This window comes from Nostoc flagelliforme FACHB-838 (genome assembly GCF_014698065.1).
Classification (GTDB): Bacteria; Cyanobacteriota; Cyanobacteriia; order Cyanobacteriales; family Nostocaceae; genus Nostoc; species Nostoc flagelliforme_B.
Genome location: NZ_JACJSI010000155.1, coordinates 1 through 14380, shown reverse-complemented (window position 1 = coordinate 14380; position 14380 = coordinate 1). Strand labels below are relative to the sequence as shown.

General features: G+C 40.4%; 18 protein-coding genes and 1 pseudogene. 8 read left to right on the top strand and 11 right to left on the bottom strand.

Going from position 1 to position 14380, the window contains the following annotated elements; all coding sequences use genetic code 11:
* Positions 1-231: 231 nt before the first annotated feature.
* Positions 232-510 (top strand): annotated as a pseudogene (locus tag H6G97_RS53290) (hypothetical protein); the annotation flags it as partial.
* A 65-nt stretch (positions 511-575) separates the two neighbouring features.
* On the opposite strand, the gene H6G97_RS34275 reads toward H6G97_RS53290, so the two are convergent.
* The gene (locus H6G97_RS34275; RefSeq protein WP_190944869.1) at positions 576-746 is read right to left on the bottom strand and encodes a nuclease A inhibitor family protein; all 171 of its coding nucleotides are present in this window, start codon (positions 744-746) and stop codon (positions 576-578) included.
* A gap of 160 nt (positions 747-906) precedes the next feature.
* Between H6G97_RS34275 and H6G97_RS34270 the strand changes: the two genes are divergently transcribed.
* A complete protein-coding gene (locus H6G97_RS34270) occupies positions 907-1170 on the top strand; it encodes a hypothetical protein (protein ID WP_242055601.1) in 264 nt (87 codons plus the stop codon).
* 304 nt (positions 1171-1474) lie between these two features.
* Here the strand turns inward: H6G97_RS34270 and H6G97_RS34265 are convergent, their stop codons facing one another.
* Entirely contained in the window at positions 1475-2227 is a 753-nt protein-coding gene (locus tag H6G97_RS34265; protein ID WP_190944868.1) for a response regulator transcription factor, read from the bottom strand.
* A 982-nt stretch (positions 2228-3209) separates the two neighbouring features.
* On the opposite strand from H6G97_RS34265, the gene H6G97_RS34260 reads away from it, so the two are divergent.
* Positions 3210-3464 (top strand): integrin alpha, encoded by a 255-nt coding sequence (locus H6G97_RS34260; RefSeq protein WP_190944867.1) that lies wholly within the window; start codon positions 3210-3212, stop codon positions 3462-3464.
* A gap of 408 nt (positions 3465-3872) precedes the next feature.
* The gene (locus H6G97_RS34255; protein WP_190944866.1) at positions 3873-4583 is read left to right on the top strand and encodes a calcium-binding protein; all 711 of its coding nucleotides are present in this window, start codon (positions 3873-3875) and stop codon (positions 4581-4583) included.
* A gap of 249 nt (positions 4584-4832) precedes the next feature.
* On the opposite strand, the gene H6G97_RS34250 is transcribed toward H6G97_RS34255, so the two are convergent.
* From H6G97_RS34250 to H6G97_RS34230, 5 genes are all read right to left on the bottom strand, one after another.
* Complete coding sequence (locus tag H6G97_RS34250; protein WP_190944865.1) at positions 4833-5006, bottom strand: hypothetical protein; 174 nt, start codon at positions 5004-5006, stop codon at positions 4833-4835.
* Positions 5007-5094: 88 nt separating this feature from the next.
* Positions 5095-5472, bottom strand: a complete 378-nt coding sequence (locus H6G97_RS53285) for a hypothetical protein (RefSeq protein WP_190944871.1) — start codon at positions 5470-5472, stop codon at positions 5095-5097.
* A 664-nt stretch (positions 5473-6136) separates the two neighbouring features.
* Complete coding sequence (locus tag H6G97_RS34240) at positions 6137-7015, bottom strand: DUF4397 domain-containing protein (RefSeq protein WP_190944864.1); 879 nt, start codon at positions 7013-7015, stop codon at positions 6137-6139.
* 426 nt (positions 7016-7441) lie between these two features.
* Positions 7442-7627, bottom strand: a complete 186-nt coding sequence (locus tag H6G97_RS34235; RefSeq protein ID WP_190944863.1) for a hypothetical protein — start codon at positions 7625-7627, stop codon at positions 7442-7444.
* Between the two features lie 209 nt (positions 7628-7836).
* Entirely contained in the window at positions 7837-8010 is a 174-nt protein-coding gene (locus tag H6G97_RS34230; RefSeq protein WP_242055599.1) for a hypothetical protein, read from the bottom strand.
* A 191-nt stretch (positions 8011-8201) separates the two neighbouring features.
* On the opposite strand from H6G97_RS34230, the gene H6G97_RS34225 reads away from it, so the two are divergent.
* Positions 8202-9059: a nucleotidyltransferase family protein gene (locus tag H6G97_RS34225; RefSeq protein WP_190944862.1), complete on the top strand. Its 858-nt coding sequence runs from the start codon at positions 8202-8204 to the stop codon at positions 9057-9059.
* A 170-nt stretch (positions 9060-9229) separates the two neighbouring features.
* Here the strand turns inward: H6G97_RS34225 and H6G97_RS34220 are convergent, their stop codons facing one another.
* Together H6G97_RS34220 and H6G97_RS34215 are read right to left on the bottom strand one after the other, a co-directional pair.
* Complete coding sequence (locus tag H6G97_RS34220; protein ID WP_190944861.1) at positions 9230-9679, bottom strand: VOC family protein; 450 nt, start codon at positions 9677-9679, stop codon at positions 9230-9232.
* Positions 9680-9828: 149 nt separating this feature from the next.
* On the bottom strand, positions 9829-10068 hold the full coding sequence (locus H6G97_RS34215) for a hypothetical protein (RefSeq protein WP_242055598.1): 240 nt from the start codon (positions 10066-10068) through the stop codon (positions 9829-9831).
* Between the two features lie 155 nt (positions 10069-10223).
* Here H6G97_RS34215 and H6G97_RS34210 point away from each other — a divergent pair, with 155 nt between their 5' ends.
* The 3 genes from H6G97_RS34210 (at position 10224) to H6G97_RS34200 (ending at position 12531) form a co-directional block, all read left to right on the top strand.
* Positions 10224-11234: a hypothetical protein gene (locus H6G97_RS34210; RefSeq protein WP_190944860.1), complete on the top strand. Its 1011-nt coding sequence runs from the start codon at positions 10224-10226 to the stop codon at positions 11232-11234.
* 7 nt (positions 11235-11241) lie between these two features.
* Entirely contained in the window at positions 11242-11760 is a 519-nt protein-coding gene (locus H6G97_RS34205) for a hypothetical protein (protein WP_190944859.1), read from the top strand.
* 81 nt (positions 11761-11841) lie between these two features.
* Positions 11842-12531, top strand: a complete 690-nt coding sequence (locus H6G97_RS34200; RefSeq protein ID WP_190944858.1) for a hypothetical protein — start codon at positions 11842-11844, stop codon at positions 12529-12531.
* Positions 12532-12667: 136 nt separating this feature from the next.
* Here the strand turns inward: H6G97_RS34200 and H6G97_RS34195 are convergent, their stop codons facing one another.
* Both H6G97_RS34195 and H6G97_RS51920 read right to left on the bottom strand, forming a co-directional pair.
* The gene (locus tag H6G97_RS34195) at positions 12668-14086 is read right to left on the bottom strand and encodes a hypothetical protein (protein WP_190944857.1); all 1419 of its coding nucleotides are present in this window, start codon (positions 14084-14086) and stop codon (positions 12668-12670) included.
* Between the two features lie 103 nt (positions 14087-14189).
* A partial coding sequence (locus H6G97_RS51920) for a hypothetical protein (protein WP_206759138.1) occupies positions 14190-14380 on the bottom strand: 191 nt, incomplete at its 5' end.

Here is a 14380-nt window from a genome sequence, read left to right as displayed (position 1 = left end):
TATTTACACGGATTAATAGTGATTATTACGGCTTAGGATTATATTTCAACAGTAATTTTGCAGGTATGGGTAGTACCAATAATGGAATTTTTGAGGATAGAAGCTCCCTTGGAGATGCTGAAAGCTATGGCAATATCCGTATTACTTTCGCAAAAAGTGAAGTGGTGCCTTAAGTCAGGAGTAATCAAAAAATGACTACCACAAACTACATTTAAACTACAAACATACTTTTTAAAAGTGGTCGTTAGTGAAGCAAGTGCTGGAGAAAGATTACTTGCCGCCTATGCTTTGATGGAACTGTTAAAAGAGCGTCCAGAATTACTGGAAAAAGTTGAAGTCATCTGGGTTGATTCCGACTATAACGGTGATAAATTTGCGCTCTCTGTTTGGCTTTGGAAAGACTACAGAGTTAGTGTTGATTCTATTGAAGTTAACACTGGTTACAATTTACTCTCTAATATTTCTTCGTCTGTTCAAAGTGTAATTAAATCTAGAGTTGATAATTTGTAATAATACTTACTTCTGCTAAAACTTAAAGCCTGTTTGTATTTATAGATAGGCTGATGATTTTTGGGTTAAGTTTTTACGACTTTTGTTGAAATTCCGGCTAAATCTCCCGATGGAGTTTTACCTACAATACAGACATGAATACTTATCGTATCTATCCGATTAACCTTGATATCAGTGAAGTTATCCTTTAGTGTTTTGACAAGTAATTTAAACTTTAAGGAAGAGTTCGAGGACATTGATCCGGACAAGTTTGGTCAACTGTTGGTATCTACGCTTGATTCGGTGGAATGGATGGGTGACAAAGTTGGATTTGGAAATCTCTAATTACAAAATTTACTTGCCTAAATTGTTCTTAACTTTGGCATAATTTTGGCTTGATTAGCTGAAAACTTAATTATGCCTCGTTTCGGAAAATACTTGAGCAAAATTAAATTAACCATGTTGCATACTTCAGAGCATATTCAAGCTGGAGACAAAGTTTTGATTTTACGTCCTGCCTACGTAGTTGGAAAAGTTGGAGTAGTTTGTGGCTGGGAAGCACCAAAACAAAACCAATCTAACAAGCGCTGGCTCGTCCAAATAACTTCCGAGGAAGAAAATATTTTGGTATCGCTTGTTGCTAATGACTTTCTGGGGATTAATCCGGAACTTTATTCTTAGGGAACTCAAAAAATAAATTATCCCAATTTCTGGACTCAACACGACTGTTTCTCTCCTCTGCTCCCAGCCCCCCTGCTCTCAATGCGTACCCTTTGGTGATCTTGCTGTGCGTAGCGTCTCGCTGGGATGGGATATTTTTTTAGTTGGAAGTCCCTTAGCATCATTTTTCACCAAAAGTATATTCTTTGCTCAACCTCAAATTTCTACTAAAGTCCAAATTACTTTTTGGAAAAGAAAATTACTTGTCATGAGAAATTTTAGTATTAATCCTCTCAAATGCCAGAAATAATTATCATCAGTGGTTTTATCCAAATCGATAACCAAAGCCTCGTACTGTGACAATATATTCTGGACGACTTGGGTCTAGTTCTAACTTTTTACGCAACCATCGGATATGAACATCTACTGTCTTAGTATCTCCAAAAAAATCTTCTCCCCAAATTTTGTTTAGTATCTGTTGTCGTGTCCATACCCGCTGTGTATGACTAATAAACAGTTCTAGTAGGCAAAACTCTTTCGGAGCTAAATTCACCTCTTGACCCCGAAGCACAACGCGACACTCTTGCGGTATCAATGTGATATCTTTGTACACTAATACTTGTATTGGCGACAATTTCATTAACCATTGCCGACGCAGTAATGCCCGGCAACGTGCCACTAGCTCCCGCATTCCGAACGGTTTTGTTAAGTAATCATCTGCTCCTACTTCTAGACCTAATACGCAATCAGTTTCACTATCTTTTGCACTCAGCATTAAAATCGGTATTAAATTTCCTTGCTTGCGTAGTAAACGGCAAACCTCTAGCCCATTCAGATCCGGCAACATTAAGTCTAGAATTACTAAGTCAAAAGAAGATTCTCCTAAGTTGGGTTCCTCTGAAGTTAAACATTCTATAATAGACTGCCCATTCGCAAACGTGATTACTTCATAGCCTTCTTCCGATAATGCTACATTTAGCATTCTACAAGTTAGCTCTTCAGCCTCTGCTATTAGAACACGATACCTTCGACCAATTTTTATTTTAGTAAAAGAATTCCTAAATTCCTTGATATACATTGAGTCTCCAAAGTTTAGTTTGTGCTTGTATTTAGATGCTCATTGAGAAAGTTATGTTTTGTTTTTGTTATTCCATCTGATCTTATGTTTGTGCTAAGTGATATAAAAACAGCACATTCTGTTTTTATATCACTTAGCACAGACATAAGCTTTAGTTGTTTTTTCACTTTTGTCAGTCTTTAACAATACCTTATTAAGTAAGACGAGGTGAATTTGCATACTAGCAAGTTCTTGAGGCTCTTAAGTAAAAAAGAATTATTCAAAAATAATTCCTTTTTACTTAAAATCTTCTCTCCTCTCTTTGCTCAAGAACAACCTCCATCATGCAATTTGGGGTTGGTTGAGTACTAGCGGATTACTATGGTTCTAGGTTATAAATCTCTTTGCCATTTCTTGTTGCTTTTATAAGCTGATGAAAAAACAGCCTTATCTAAAGTTAGCTTTTCACATACTTATATTTAGGAAACCATTCAAAATTTAGAATTCTCAATTTTACTACAGCTAGTACTAGGGAACTTTCAAAAAGGTGATGATTTTTACTTTATTTACAATAAAAGCAAAATCTAATTAATTAGAGATTAACTTGTGGTTAATATAAGTTTAAAGTTGTCCTGGTTTTAAACAAGAAAAATATATTTAATAATAAATCTTACCCGACATCATATCAACTAATGTTTAACCTCTAACCCGTGAAATTTATCATAGATTTACAACAACGGATAGAAATTGAGCCAGAGGTGTAAAAGAAGCGTGTAAGGATGTAGGAGTTGCACGCTCAAGAACTAGGTTTGAAATTAAGAACCTATCCCACTATTCCAAAAAACCCTACTTCGTTTCGTAAAATGTGCTTGAAAACCTTAATTTTTCGTTTTTAGTTCTCAATAAGCTTAAGCTTTGTAGCACAAATATTATTAGTGGGATAGGTTCAAGAAACAAGCGAGTCGTAAGCAGTAAGCTTCTCCCCTACACTCAGCCCTATCAAATGGTTCACGTTCTATTAGTTACATTCCCCTCTAACCTCAACGGCACTAACGGCTTCACCATCAACGGTTTCGCGGCGGATGACAAGTTAGGCTATTCTGTCAGCAGTGCCGGAGATGTCAACGGCGATCGCTTCGACGACTTGATTATTGGGGCACCCTATGCCGACTTCATCAGCGGCGACTCTTCTGGGCAGAGCTATGTGTTATTTGGCGGGACGCACGGTCTTATGGGATATTTTTCCAACATAACCTAATTCCACCATTTGCTGTGCCAGCAAATGTCGTTGAGGTATCATCGAGTTAATTACATTGCAGGGTAGCTTTAGACGAGAGGATCTGGGTATTAAGCAGCAAGCCCAAACTCTTTTCGATTGATTAACAAGCCAATCCCAGTATCATGCATCAAATCCAGCTTAGGAAAAGAGATTGTCTTGCAGTCCTTGCGTTTAATTCAAGTTCTCAAATATGTCGAATGGGTTCTATACACAGTGCATAGAGCTTAAATTTATATTTCTCCTGTGCTTAGTAAATTTTTGTAAATTTAGAGTAGCTGGTACGTAAAACTTGCAATGACTTAACTGATTTATATGTAAGTCTTAGTGGAAGCAGAGCTAGCAAGTTCACACAAATCGTTAACAAATTTATACCAGGAATCAAGACATATGACATTAATTTTAGGTAGCGAATCAAACGACCAACTACAGGATACAAGTAATAACGACTCGATCTTTGGCTTTGGTGGTAACGACTATTTAGTAGGGAGTGGTGGTAACGACTTTTTAGATGGAGGGGCTGGTAACGATAGCTCTTTTTTTGATGGAGTTAGTTTATCTGGAGGGTTATACGGTGGGAATGGTAACGATATTATATTAGGCGGAGAGGGCAACGACGCATTGTTTGGTTCTGTTGGTAGTGACATTTTAAATGGTGGAAGTGGTGATGATATTATTGATGGGATTGGGGAGATTTTTCGAGGTGTCGGTTATAATCCTTCCCAATACGAAAGTCAGGATATTGATATTCTCACAGGTGGTAGTGGCGCGGATAGCTTCATACTTCAGGGTAGCAATGGGCGTTCTCCTATAGGTGCCTCTCATAGATGGTTTGGTAACGATGACTATTCTCTAATTACTGACTTTAATCCATGTGATGGAGACGTGATTCGACTTGCCACAAATGTAGAAAGCAACGGACTTACAATAGAAGGGCAATATATTTTGGGAACAATACCTGAAGGTTTACCAGCAGGAACAGCAATATATGCTAACAACATCGGTAATCAACCAGAACTTGTGGCAATTTTACGAGGTATTTCCCCAGGCACATTGAGTTTAACCCAACCCTACTTCGTTCTGGGGACTTCCAACGAATAAATTACTCCACAAAGCGCATCAGCCGATATTTAAACAAGATTTGTCGCAGTGGATTGTTAAGTGCCTAATACCAATTTTGTATGAAGTTGCATAGAATGGAAAGGCTAAAAAGTTTGCTTACTAAGTATTTTAGTTTTATGCAGCTTCACAATAATTTGGTATTAGCTAGAAGGCAAAGAAATGCGGTTAAGTTATTCAAGTTCAGTAAACCAAAAAGTTCTGCGATGCCTGCGCCGGGCGTAGCCATCGCTACTCATCGAACTTCACCAACGCCCCATCCACAATCGCAATCCCCCACTGCGGAAACTTCACCAGCAATTTCTTGATCACTATCACCAGCGCCGGATCATCACTCCAGCACTCTTGCAAGAAGTCAAAACCCGGATTCTCGCCCGAATTTGCCGCCACTTTGAGTTTCTGCATCCTCTCCGGTCGCGCATTTGACCTCGCTACAATCGCCTCATGCGACCATTTTTCAGGATTTGGCACGGGTGCGGCGGAACTTTTAGCGTCACTCCCGCACTGGAAACCGCCGCATCATCTCCGCAACCGCCACCCCCTCACCCCTTGGCGTGTACACCACCTCGCCAGACATTGCGATCGCAATCCTTTCTCGCCGCGCCCACTCAAACCAAGCAACCACACTAGATTTGGCCTGTTGTGTCTCCCTCCGGTTTCCTCCCTTCCTTACAAGCAGCGACAAATACAGCCAAGGCATGACTTGATCCGAGTCCAAGTTCGTATCGCCTATTTGAAAGAGGCGATGTCTACGACAAGCCGCTAAAAGCGACGCACCCGGTACATTGTCCCAACACCGCTTAACCGTGCGTCCAATCTCTGCATTTAACTGAAATTGCGGGGTACAAAGAATATCCCTCAACTGTTGCAAAAGTTCTTACACTTGTTAATAGATAAATTGCGATAGGTGAGACGGCATTGATCGCGTGTGTACAAGCTGACCACTTGCGAGGTACTCAAGTTCTTCAGGGAAAGCGAAAATAGTTGCTTGGGAGACGCATTAAGTGTGTGGTTCTGGGAAAAAGACTCAGTTGAATACGAGGAAGCGGGTCTGATTGAATCAGCCGCTTCCGCTTCAATAGTTATACGGTTTTTTCAAAAATTAATTGAAGAAGAACCCAGAAGCCAGAATCCAGGAGTCAGAATCAATGAGTGGGGGATTCAGACCCGCCACTCCCGCATTTCTCACAAGCTCCTTTGTGTTTGATGATGAGTAATAAGTAATGGGTAATGAGTAATAAGTAATGGGTAATAAGTAAAAATTTTAACTCATAACTTCTTACTCCTTACTCATAACTCCTTACTTACTACTCATTACTCCTCCATTCGAGGTGTGGTGAGAAATCCGGGCACTCATTGTAGACCGCTAAATGAACGCAAGTGCGTCTCTGAAAGAGAAGATTTAGCGGGGGTCTTAAACCCCTAGATTCATCCACCAGTCGTACAGAATTCATACTGAATTCTGACTCCTGACTCCTGAATTCTGTTTTGATAAGATTCCTATGGCTAAAAATGCCTCATTAAGTTGATATTGCTTACTGCACAATTTGATAACACCCATTAGCATCAGGAGGCGCTGTTTGTGTTGAGGCAGTTGTGAGTAGCAGTGAGTTAGGTGCTTGGCCTAAGCCATTACCTGTAGCAATTACATCATAAATGACTCCTTCTGGGACTTGTTGATTGGCAACTTCTACTGTGATTGGTGGGCTGAAGGCATTATTGATCAATGGGTCAAATTGGTCAGGTAGAACTGGATTGAAGTTATATGTCCCAGCCGTAAGTTCTGGGTAAGGAATAGCAGTTTTAGGTGTTAGGTCTGTGATACGAGTTTCATCCACATTTGGGCTAGAGGATTTGCTAATACGGAAATCTATAACAGCGCTAGTTTCCGAAAAGCGATACCAACGTCCTTTAAATTTACCTGGATTAGGCTGTGTTAAATCCTCTGGAATCACAAAGGGTGATTGATTAAATAATGGTTGACCTGAAGGGCCTTGTAGTGTTCCTGTTACCGCTACTGTATAAGCACTATTAGGCGCTCCTGTAAAGGTTCTAGAAGCAATTGTACTGCTAGTACCAGATTGCACAAAAAGTACCTGAATATTTCCTGGTGTTACATTTACATATTTACTAGCTTGACGAAAATTTACATTCTGCAAAACTTTTTTACCGTTGACAATGATATCAACTGGTGATGCAGTAGCAACCGCAGCGTTAATAACTCTTAATTTGGTAGGGCATTTATAAGGGTTTAGAAGAGGATCTAGAAGAGAACTTACTAGGCTTGCAGTGGAAGATTCTTGTAAAGACTTTGTAGATAGTTGAGAATTGGCTAAACTTTTGTATGGATAACTAGTCAAACTAATTAAAGATAATGTCAAACCACCTAAGAATAATCGTCTTGTTAGAACCATATCTTCCTCCTATCGTGAAATAAAAATAACAAATGAGCAAGCTTTATTCTGCATAAAAAATGATGCGATAATTATCACAAAGATTTTTTATGTATAGGGATATAGGTGCAGGCTTTGTCAACGTAAAAGACAAGAGGCGCACAATAGCATTCGCCTCAAGACATAAGACTTGGGCAGAATATTATTGCACTAGCACATATAGTGGCTGGCTTCAATGTCCAACTTGACAAATACTTTGGTGGAAGCCGCTTAAAGTTTATCGATAGCGCACTCTATGGTTCTAATATTTCACGATTTTCAGAAGAATGCAAGGAAAGTTAACACAGTTAACAGCCATCATTAAAACAATTGATAACAGCTTAACTGCTTGATAACGAATTTATATTTGTAGTTATATATGCAGGTAGTTGACATAGTGAGCAGTATTTACTGTTGCACCGGAAACCACCGCATCATGTCCGCAAATCCAACCACCTCCCCATCTGGCGTATACACGACCTCACCCGACATCGCAATTACAATCCTGTTTTTCCTAGCCCACTCAAACCAAGCAATTACACTAGATTTAGTCTGCTGCGCTTCCGGCTTTCGATCCTCCCTGCAAGCAGCCACAAACACGGCCTCCGGCGACTTAATCCCTTTCCAAGTCCGCACTGCCTCCTTAAGATACGCGATGTCTATGACAAGGCTTGCTCCTACGCCCCTGGTACATTCGCCCAATACCGTCTAACTGTACGCTGAATCTCTCCGTTTGAGCGAAACTGTCGTGTACAAGGTATTCCTGTAGCTGCTGCAAAACGAACTGAACTTTCTAATATTTGCTATCTCTCCCATTCCACCAACTGCCCATCCACAACCACATAACCCCACTGCGGACACTTCCGCACCAGCCCCTTAATCACAATCTGCTTTCGCGGGGTCATCCTGCCAGCAGTCTTGCAAAAAGTCCAACCCCGGATTCTCGCCGAATTCGCCGCAACCTTGAGTTTCTGCATACGCTCCGGTCGCACATTTGACCTTGCTACAATCGCCTCATGTAACCACTTTTCAGCATTGGGGACAGGCGCGGGTGAAAAATTATACTTTCATAATGGCAGTGAGGCAAACAAATCAATCGCATTATCGATTTAAGTAGCGATGCCTTTAAAATATAAAATGACAGCGATAGTAATGTAACAATCGCTCTATGAATCAGGAATCGCCTCAATTTATCAACCATATTGTTTCAAGTTTGCGGTCAATTGAGGGAATCACAGCCATCTCATTGGGAGGTTCACGGGCGCGGGGCAACCACACTAATAAATCAGATGTGGACTTGGGGATTTATTATAATTCAGAAAACCCGCCCGATTTAATTGCTCTAAATCGCCTTGCCTATAAGCTTGATGATAACCATCGGGTAAATTTGATTACTGCCATTGGTGAATGGGGAAAGTGGATTAACGGCGGTGGTTGGCTACAAGTTCAAGATGTAGGTGTAGATTTTCTCTATCGTGATTTGGCGAAGGTTAATCGTGTGATTGATGATTGCCATGCTGGACAAATTACTATTGATTATCAACCAGGACATCCTCATGGTTTTGTATCCTCTATTTATATGGGGGAAATTGCTATTTGTCAGGTACTTTACGACTCTAATGGTGTTTTAGAAGCTTTGAAGCTGAAAACAAAGCCTTATCCATCTGGGCTGAAACAGGCAACTATTGACACTTTCGCCTGGGAAATCAGTTTCTCGCTGGTGGTTGCAAAAAAGGCGATTGCACGCGATGATGTTGTTTACGCAGCAGGTTGTTGTTTCCGCAGTGTGGCGTGTATGAACCAAGTTTTATTCGCCCTCAATGAAGATTATCTGTTGAATGAAAAGGGAGCGGTGGCAATTGCGGGTAGGTTTGCTATTTGCCCAACTAACTATCAACAACGGGTTGAGCAAGCGTTTGCCCTTTTAGCTGCTTCTTCAAAATCAATAACTGAAGCGATCGGTATTCTTGAGGCGATTGAGGATGACTTGAGTCAATGGTATGGAAATCGGCGATTAGCAATGTAATTTTTATTGCCATCTGAATTCAGTTACCTTACTACTATTCAAAGGATACCGCCGCGTGATCTACTCAGTTGTTACCGACTCACCCTTCATTTTCAGCATCTTCAGCTTCTCCATCCGTCAAGGTCTAGCCTGAGACCGAGCGACGACGGACTTATACTACTATTATCTACTTACACTTTCTCTTTGCTAGCAAACAAGCTTTTCAATCGTCTTTCTATTAGTTCAGGTGAGATGTCTTCTTGGTGAGTTGCAATCCACCAATGATTTCCGCTTGGATCTTTTATCCCCGCATTGCGATCGCCGTAAAACTGATCTTCTGGCTTCATGATTGAAGTCCGACCTGCTTGAAGCGCACGCTTGTAAGTTGCGTCGGTATTCTCAACATATAAGTAAATTGAACTTGGCATTGGCTTAAATTCATCCCTTGCTTCGCTCACCATTACTACTGAGTCACCAATTCTCACTTCGGCATTTATGATGCCACCTTGCGGATGTAGAGTACGACGAATTTCTTTTGCTTCAAATGCTGAAGTCAGAAACTCAATTAGGGTTGCGGCTCCTTGCACAACAAGGTATGGCGTAACAGTATGATATCCATCAGAGATTGATTTGACTGCCATAATTGTTGCATTTATTATACAGAACAAATGTATTATACAGAGTCATGATCAAGCTGTCTAGGAACGAATGGCACTTTCTTAGCATTAAAAATGCCGCACCATGAAGCTTGAACAAATAATGCTTCAGGATTTTGAGCAGATGCACAACCCTACTGCGACATCGGAAACCGCCGCATCATTTCCGCCAACGCCACCGCCTCACCATCCGGTGTATACACAACTTCCCCCGACATAGCAATCACAATCCGCTTCTGCCTAGCCCACTCAAACCAAACCTTCACAGCAGATTGAACCTGCGCTGACTCCGGTTTTCTATCCTCCTTACAAGCAGCCACAAATATAGCTTCCGGCGACTTGACACCCTTGCAAGTCCGCAGTGCTTCTTTCAAATAAGCGATCGCCCTCGGTACATTTTCCCAGCATCGCTTAATCGTGCGTTAAATCAAATTTATTTTGCGTACAAATACTAGACTTTTAGTATAAAAAATAATTTATGCTAAATAAATAGCAAATGAGTATTTAAATTTTCTAACTTCAATAACACATGAAAGAATTTGGGTTAACTCTGGAACAAACCAGGATAATGTTTAGCTATCAGTATCATTTAGTATTAGCAGACATAGATAATGAAAGTAGTTTTGTAACAAAAGGATTTAAGCGAAAATGGTTATCTCTATGGAAAGACTCTACAGAGATTTTCTTGAAAAGTCAGGCTGCTCAAAATACAACTATTAAATCTGATTTGCAACTTTTAACTGATTTCCAAGTACTTAAAGATTTAATTAACGAAATTAAGGACGAAGCTGGAAATAAACTAACTCTATATTTAATATTACTAGAAACAACTCTTTTTAAACCGTACTACTCGCTTGGTAACACTACTAATGACGATAATCTAAAAAATTTAAAAATATCTAATGAAGAATTACTTGTCAATAAACTAAAGTTTTTTGCTAGAACATTAGATATAGACTCAAGTGTTGTTATACGTTTTAAATCTCACTATGACGAAGCCATACAAGGTATTAAAGGTGGCTGGAATCCTTTACTTATAGGTGCAATTGGAGCTATTGTACTGGCAGTTGTAGCAGCATTTTTTACTCCCGCTATTGCCGCTTTGTTAGCACCTATATTAGCACCGGGTTTATCTGGCGCAGCAGCCGTATCAGCAGTTTTAGCTGCTCTGGGTGGCGGAGCGATCGCCGCAGGTGGTTTTGGGATGGCTGGCGGTTTTGCAGTAATTATTGCTGGCGGCGCAATTCTCGGTGCTGGTTCTGGTGCTGGGGTTGGTGCTGTATTTGCCCAATCTCCAGACTCGGCACTAACACAAGCCGCCAAACTAGAAGTAGTTATGAAAGAGATTGTGCTGATTCAGAAAGATATCCGTCTAGCTCAGGAAATCATTAAGGAACAGAGACAAGCTATTCGTTCTCTTGAGGATCAAAAAGACGATCTCTTACTTAACAAGGAGAAAAATAAGCAGAAAATAGAAAACCTGGAAAAGGCTATTGAGTACTTAAAAAATGCCTTGAAGAGAAACCAAGATTTACTATAAATATAATATGCCTACAGTACTAAACTGGGATGATGAGTTTTCAGAATTATCCCAAAAAATTAGAGCTATTAACTTAGATTTTCGTATTATTTATACTTTTCAACAGAAAGAATCAGATGTCTTAGCAAACTTAGAAAATGAAATTCTCAGTATAGCTAAAGAGATAGGTATTTCTTCAGAAGAATTAAATAACATATTAAATGCTCCTTGTAAAATATCTCAACCATCGAACAATTTACAGTGGGATGATAATTTTTTCTTAAATTACAATCCTTCACTTGTGGAAAGCAAAATAAAAGAAGAGGTTCTGAAAAATCCCGATTTTCTTCCTACCTTATCTACTTTAGATTATATAATAGTTGCTTTATCTGGGCTAATTGCTACAATTGTTGATATTTTAATTGTCAAAATACCTAAAGACATTAATTACTTAGGTAAGTACCAACAACAAGGCAGCAATTTTACTCAGTGGCTAAAAAATTTAGGAATTGATGAAGAAGGAAAATTAAATCTATTCTTGAGATGATGCGAAAACGTATGTAAAGTCCCGTATGACCAAAGTATTAATCCTGAAATTAAGGGTTTCACTCCTAAAACACATAGGTTATTGAGCCTTGGACATGATCCATTATTTGGTCTTATATTTGGAACATTAGATATTTTAAACGGCACACTAACTGCTTTCGATACTAATGGCAAACTTCACATACTAAAAACATTTGATATTTTAACAGCAGATAAAGCTTTCGCTCCTCTAATTTGGCTAGGTCATATAGTTTCTGACGTATGTACTAAGGCAGGAATCCCTATACCAGGATGGGGATTCCTCCAACTTCTGCAATTTGGTTCCTTTGGCTCAAATCAAAAAACCATAGCAGACATATCTGGATGGATGTATTTAAATGGATATGATTTAAGACACTTTATTACTATGTCAACCTCTGTAGCAGTCATTGAACTAATAGTAAGAGGTTATCACTATTTATCTTGTTTAGAAAATCAAGAGCAACTTCAAAACTTTAAGCATACTTCTATTGGATTAAGCGAAATTGCTAAAATCAAATCAAATCTAAAGCTACACAAAATGTTGTTTTTAGCTCATGGTATGGCAGCTAGTGGAAATCTTCTAAAAATATTTATTTATTCAGGTAATCCTGTGGCAATTAATCTACCTCAGTGGCTAAGTTTAATGAAAGAAAGTGTACATATAATTCAAGCCAGTGCTAGAGATACAACATCTGAAAAGATTATTCGTAATCGTGAAAAAATAAATGAAGTCTGGAAAGAAATTATGTAAGTGCAATCGCATCCTTCACCCGTGTAATATCTATCATAAGCGTGCGACTCGTTCAGTATTTCTCGACCATTTCATCTTCACTTATCAAAAACCTTTGGGATGAGTTATGGGCTAGGAAATATGACAAGAGCGATCGCTACTCCTCCCAATCCACCAGCACCCCATCCACAATCGCAATCCCCCACTGCGGAAACTTTGCCAGCAGCTTCTTGATTACAATCTGCAAAGCCGGGTCATCATCCCAGCATTCCTGCAAGAAGTCAAATCCTGGATTCTGCCCCGAATTCCCCGCAAGTTTGAGTCTCTGCATACGCTCCGGTCGCACATTTGCCCTTGTAACAATCGCTTCATGCGACCATTTTTCAGCACTGGAGACAGGCGCGGCGGAACTTTCACCCTCATGAACTGCTTTGACTTCATCACAAGAAACTGAGTTTTCAGTCATTAACTCAGCAGAGGGGCGACTCGTTTCTATTTTCTGATCTGCGATCGCTGAACTTAAAGATTTCTCATTTTGTGCAACAGGCGCGGCGGAACAAGTACCTTCATGACAGTCCTTCGCCTCAACACCACAATCTTGATTTTCTTCCAACAACGAAGCGGAGTTACTTTGTTCTGCTTGCCCCTGTGTTTGATTAGCGATGGCTACGCCCGCCGCAGGCATCGCTGAATTTAAAGATTTTTCGTTTTGAGCGACGGGCGCGGCGGAACAAATACCCTCATGAGAGATTGTCGGCTCAACACCACAATCTTGCTTTTCACCTAACAACAAAGCAGATTCACCCTCTGCATCATCCACAAGCGCCAGCGTCGTGCAGTCCATTGCCGTAGGCGATTCTTCAAGTTCTGACGCGCTTTCAGTACGTGAAGGCGACGCGCCCCTCAAGGGCGCATGAGCCGTTTCCTCAACACGCGGATTTTCAGTTAGCGCGTCAGAACCAACTACCATCCCAACAACCTTAGTTGGTTGTTGGTAGGTAGTTAACGGGTAGTTAGAAACGTTGTTAGGTTTTTGGAACCCTTGCAAATCCTTACTTTTTTGACCATTCTTTTGGAATGATTCCAAATCAGCGTGGATTTGTTCCACTTTGGGGTGGTTTTGATTCCGTTTGGCGTGGTTTATTTTCTCCCCAGCGTGGACGGCTTTCTCGTCACAAGAATTGGTTTCCCCAGACGTGGATGATTCCCAGTAAAAGCGATTGTAATAACCGTGAAGATTGCGGACACGGTAGCCAATCAACCCAGGTCTACCGGAGGGCAAACGGCCAAACAACTCCTCAAACTGAAATAATCCTTGGGCAGTTAACGCCGCCCCTGCTTTTTGCAAAGATTTGTAAGTAAGGTTAGTATCGAGTTTATGGGCAGAACCCCCGAATTGTTCAGCCGCCACGCTATCTAACCAAAGCTGCTGCACAGACGGAGGTTGCTGACGAACCCAGTTAATATCCTCAATCGATACTTTGCAATGTGGTCTAATCGATTTATCTGCGTCTGGCTGTTTACGCTCGTTTCGCTGTTTGCTGCCACCGTTGATTGCTTTTAAGGCTGTAGTCATATTCCCTCCTAAATTTTCCCATGACAATGTGAGCGACATTGCACCCATGCCGCGTTTTAGTTTTTTGGCTATCTCAAAGCGAGTCTTTATTTACCAATACGGTTCAGTTAAGGCTCAAAAGCTTATGAGTGACGTTAAATTTCGGAGCTTCGACTCGTTGTCCAGTACCTCTGTGTTTTGTTTTTTTAGAACGAAACTTTGATACAGGTCTTTTTACAACCCTGGGATTAGTACGGTGAACGCGTTCGGGTAACAACGTATCTAGGATTTCTACAATTAACCAATTGAAAAAAA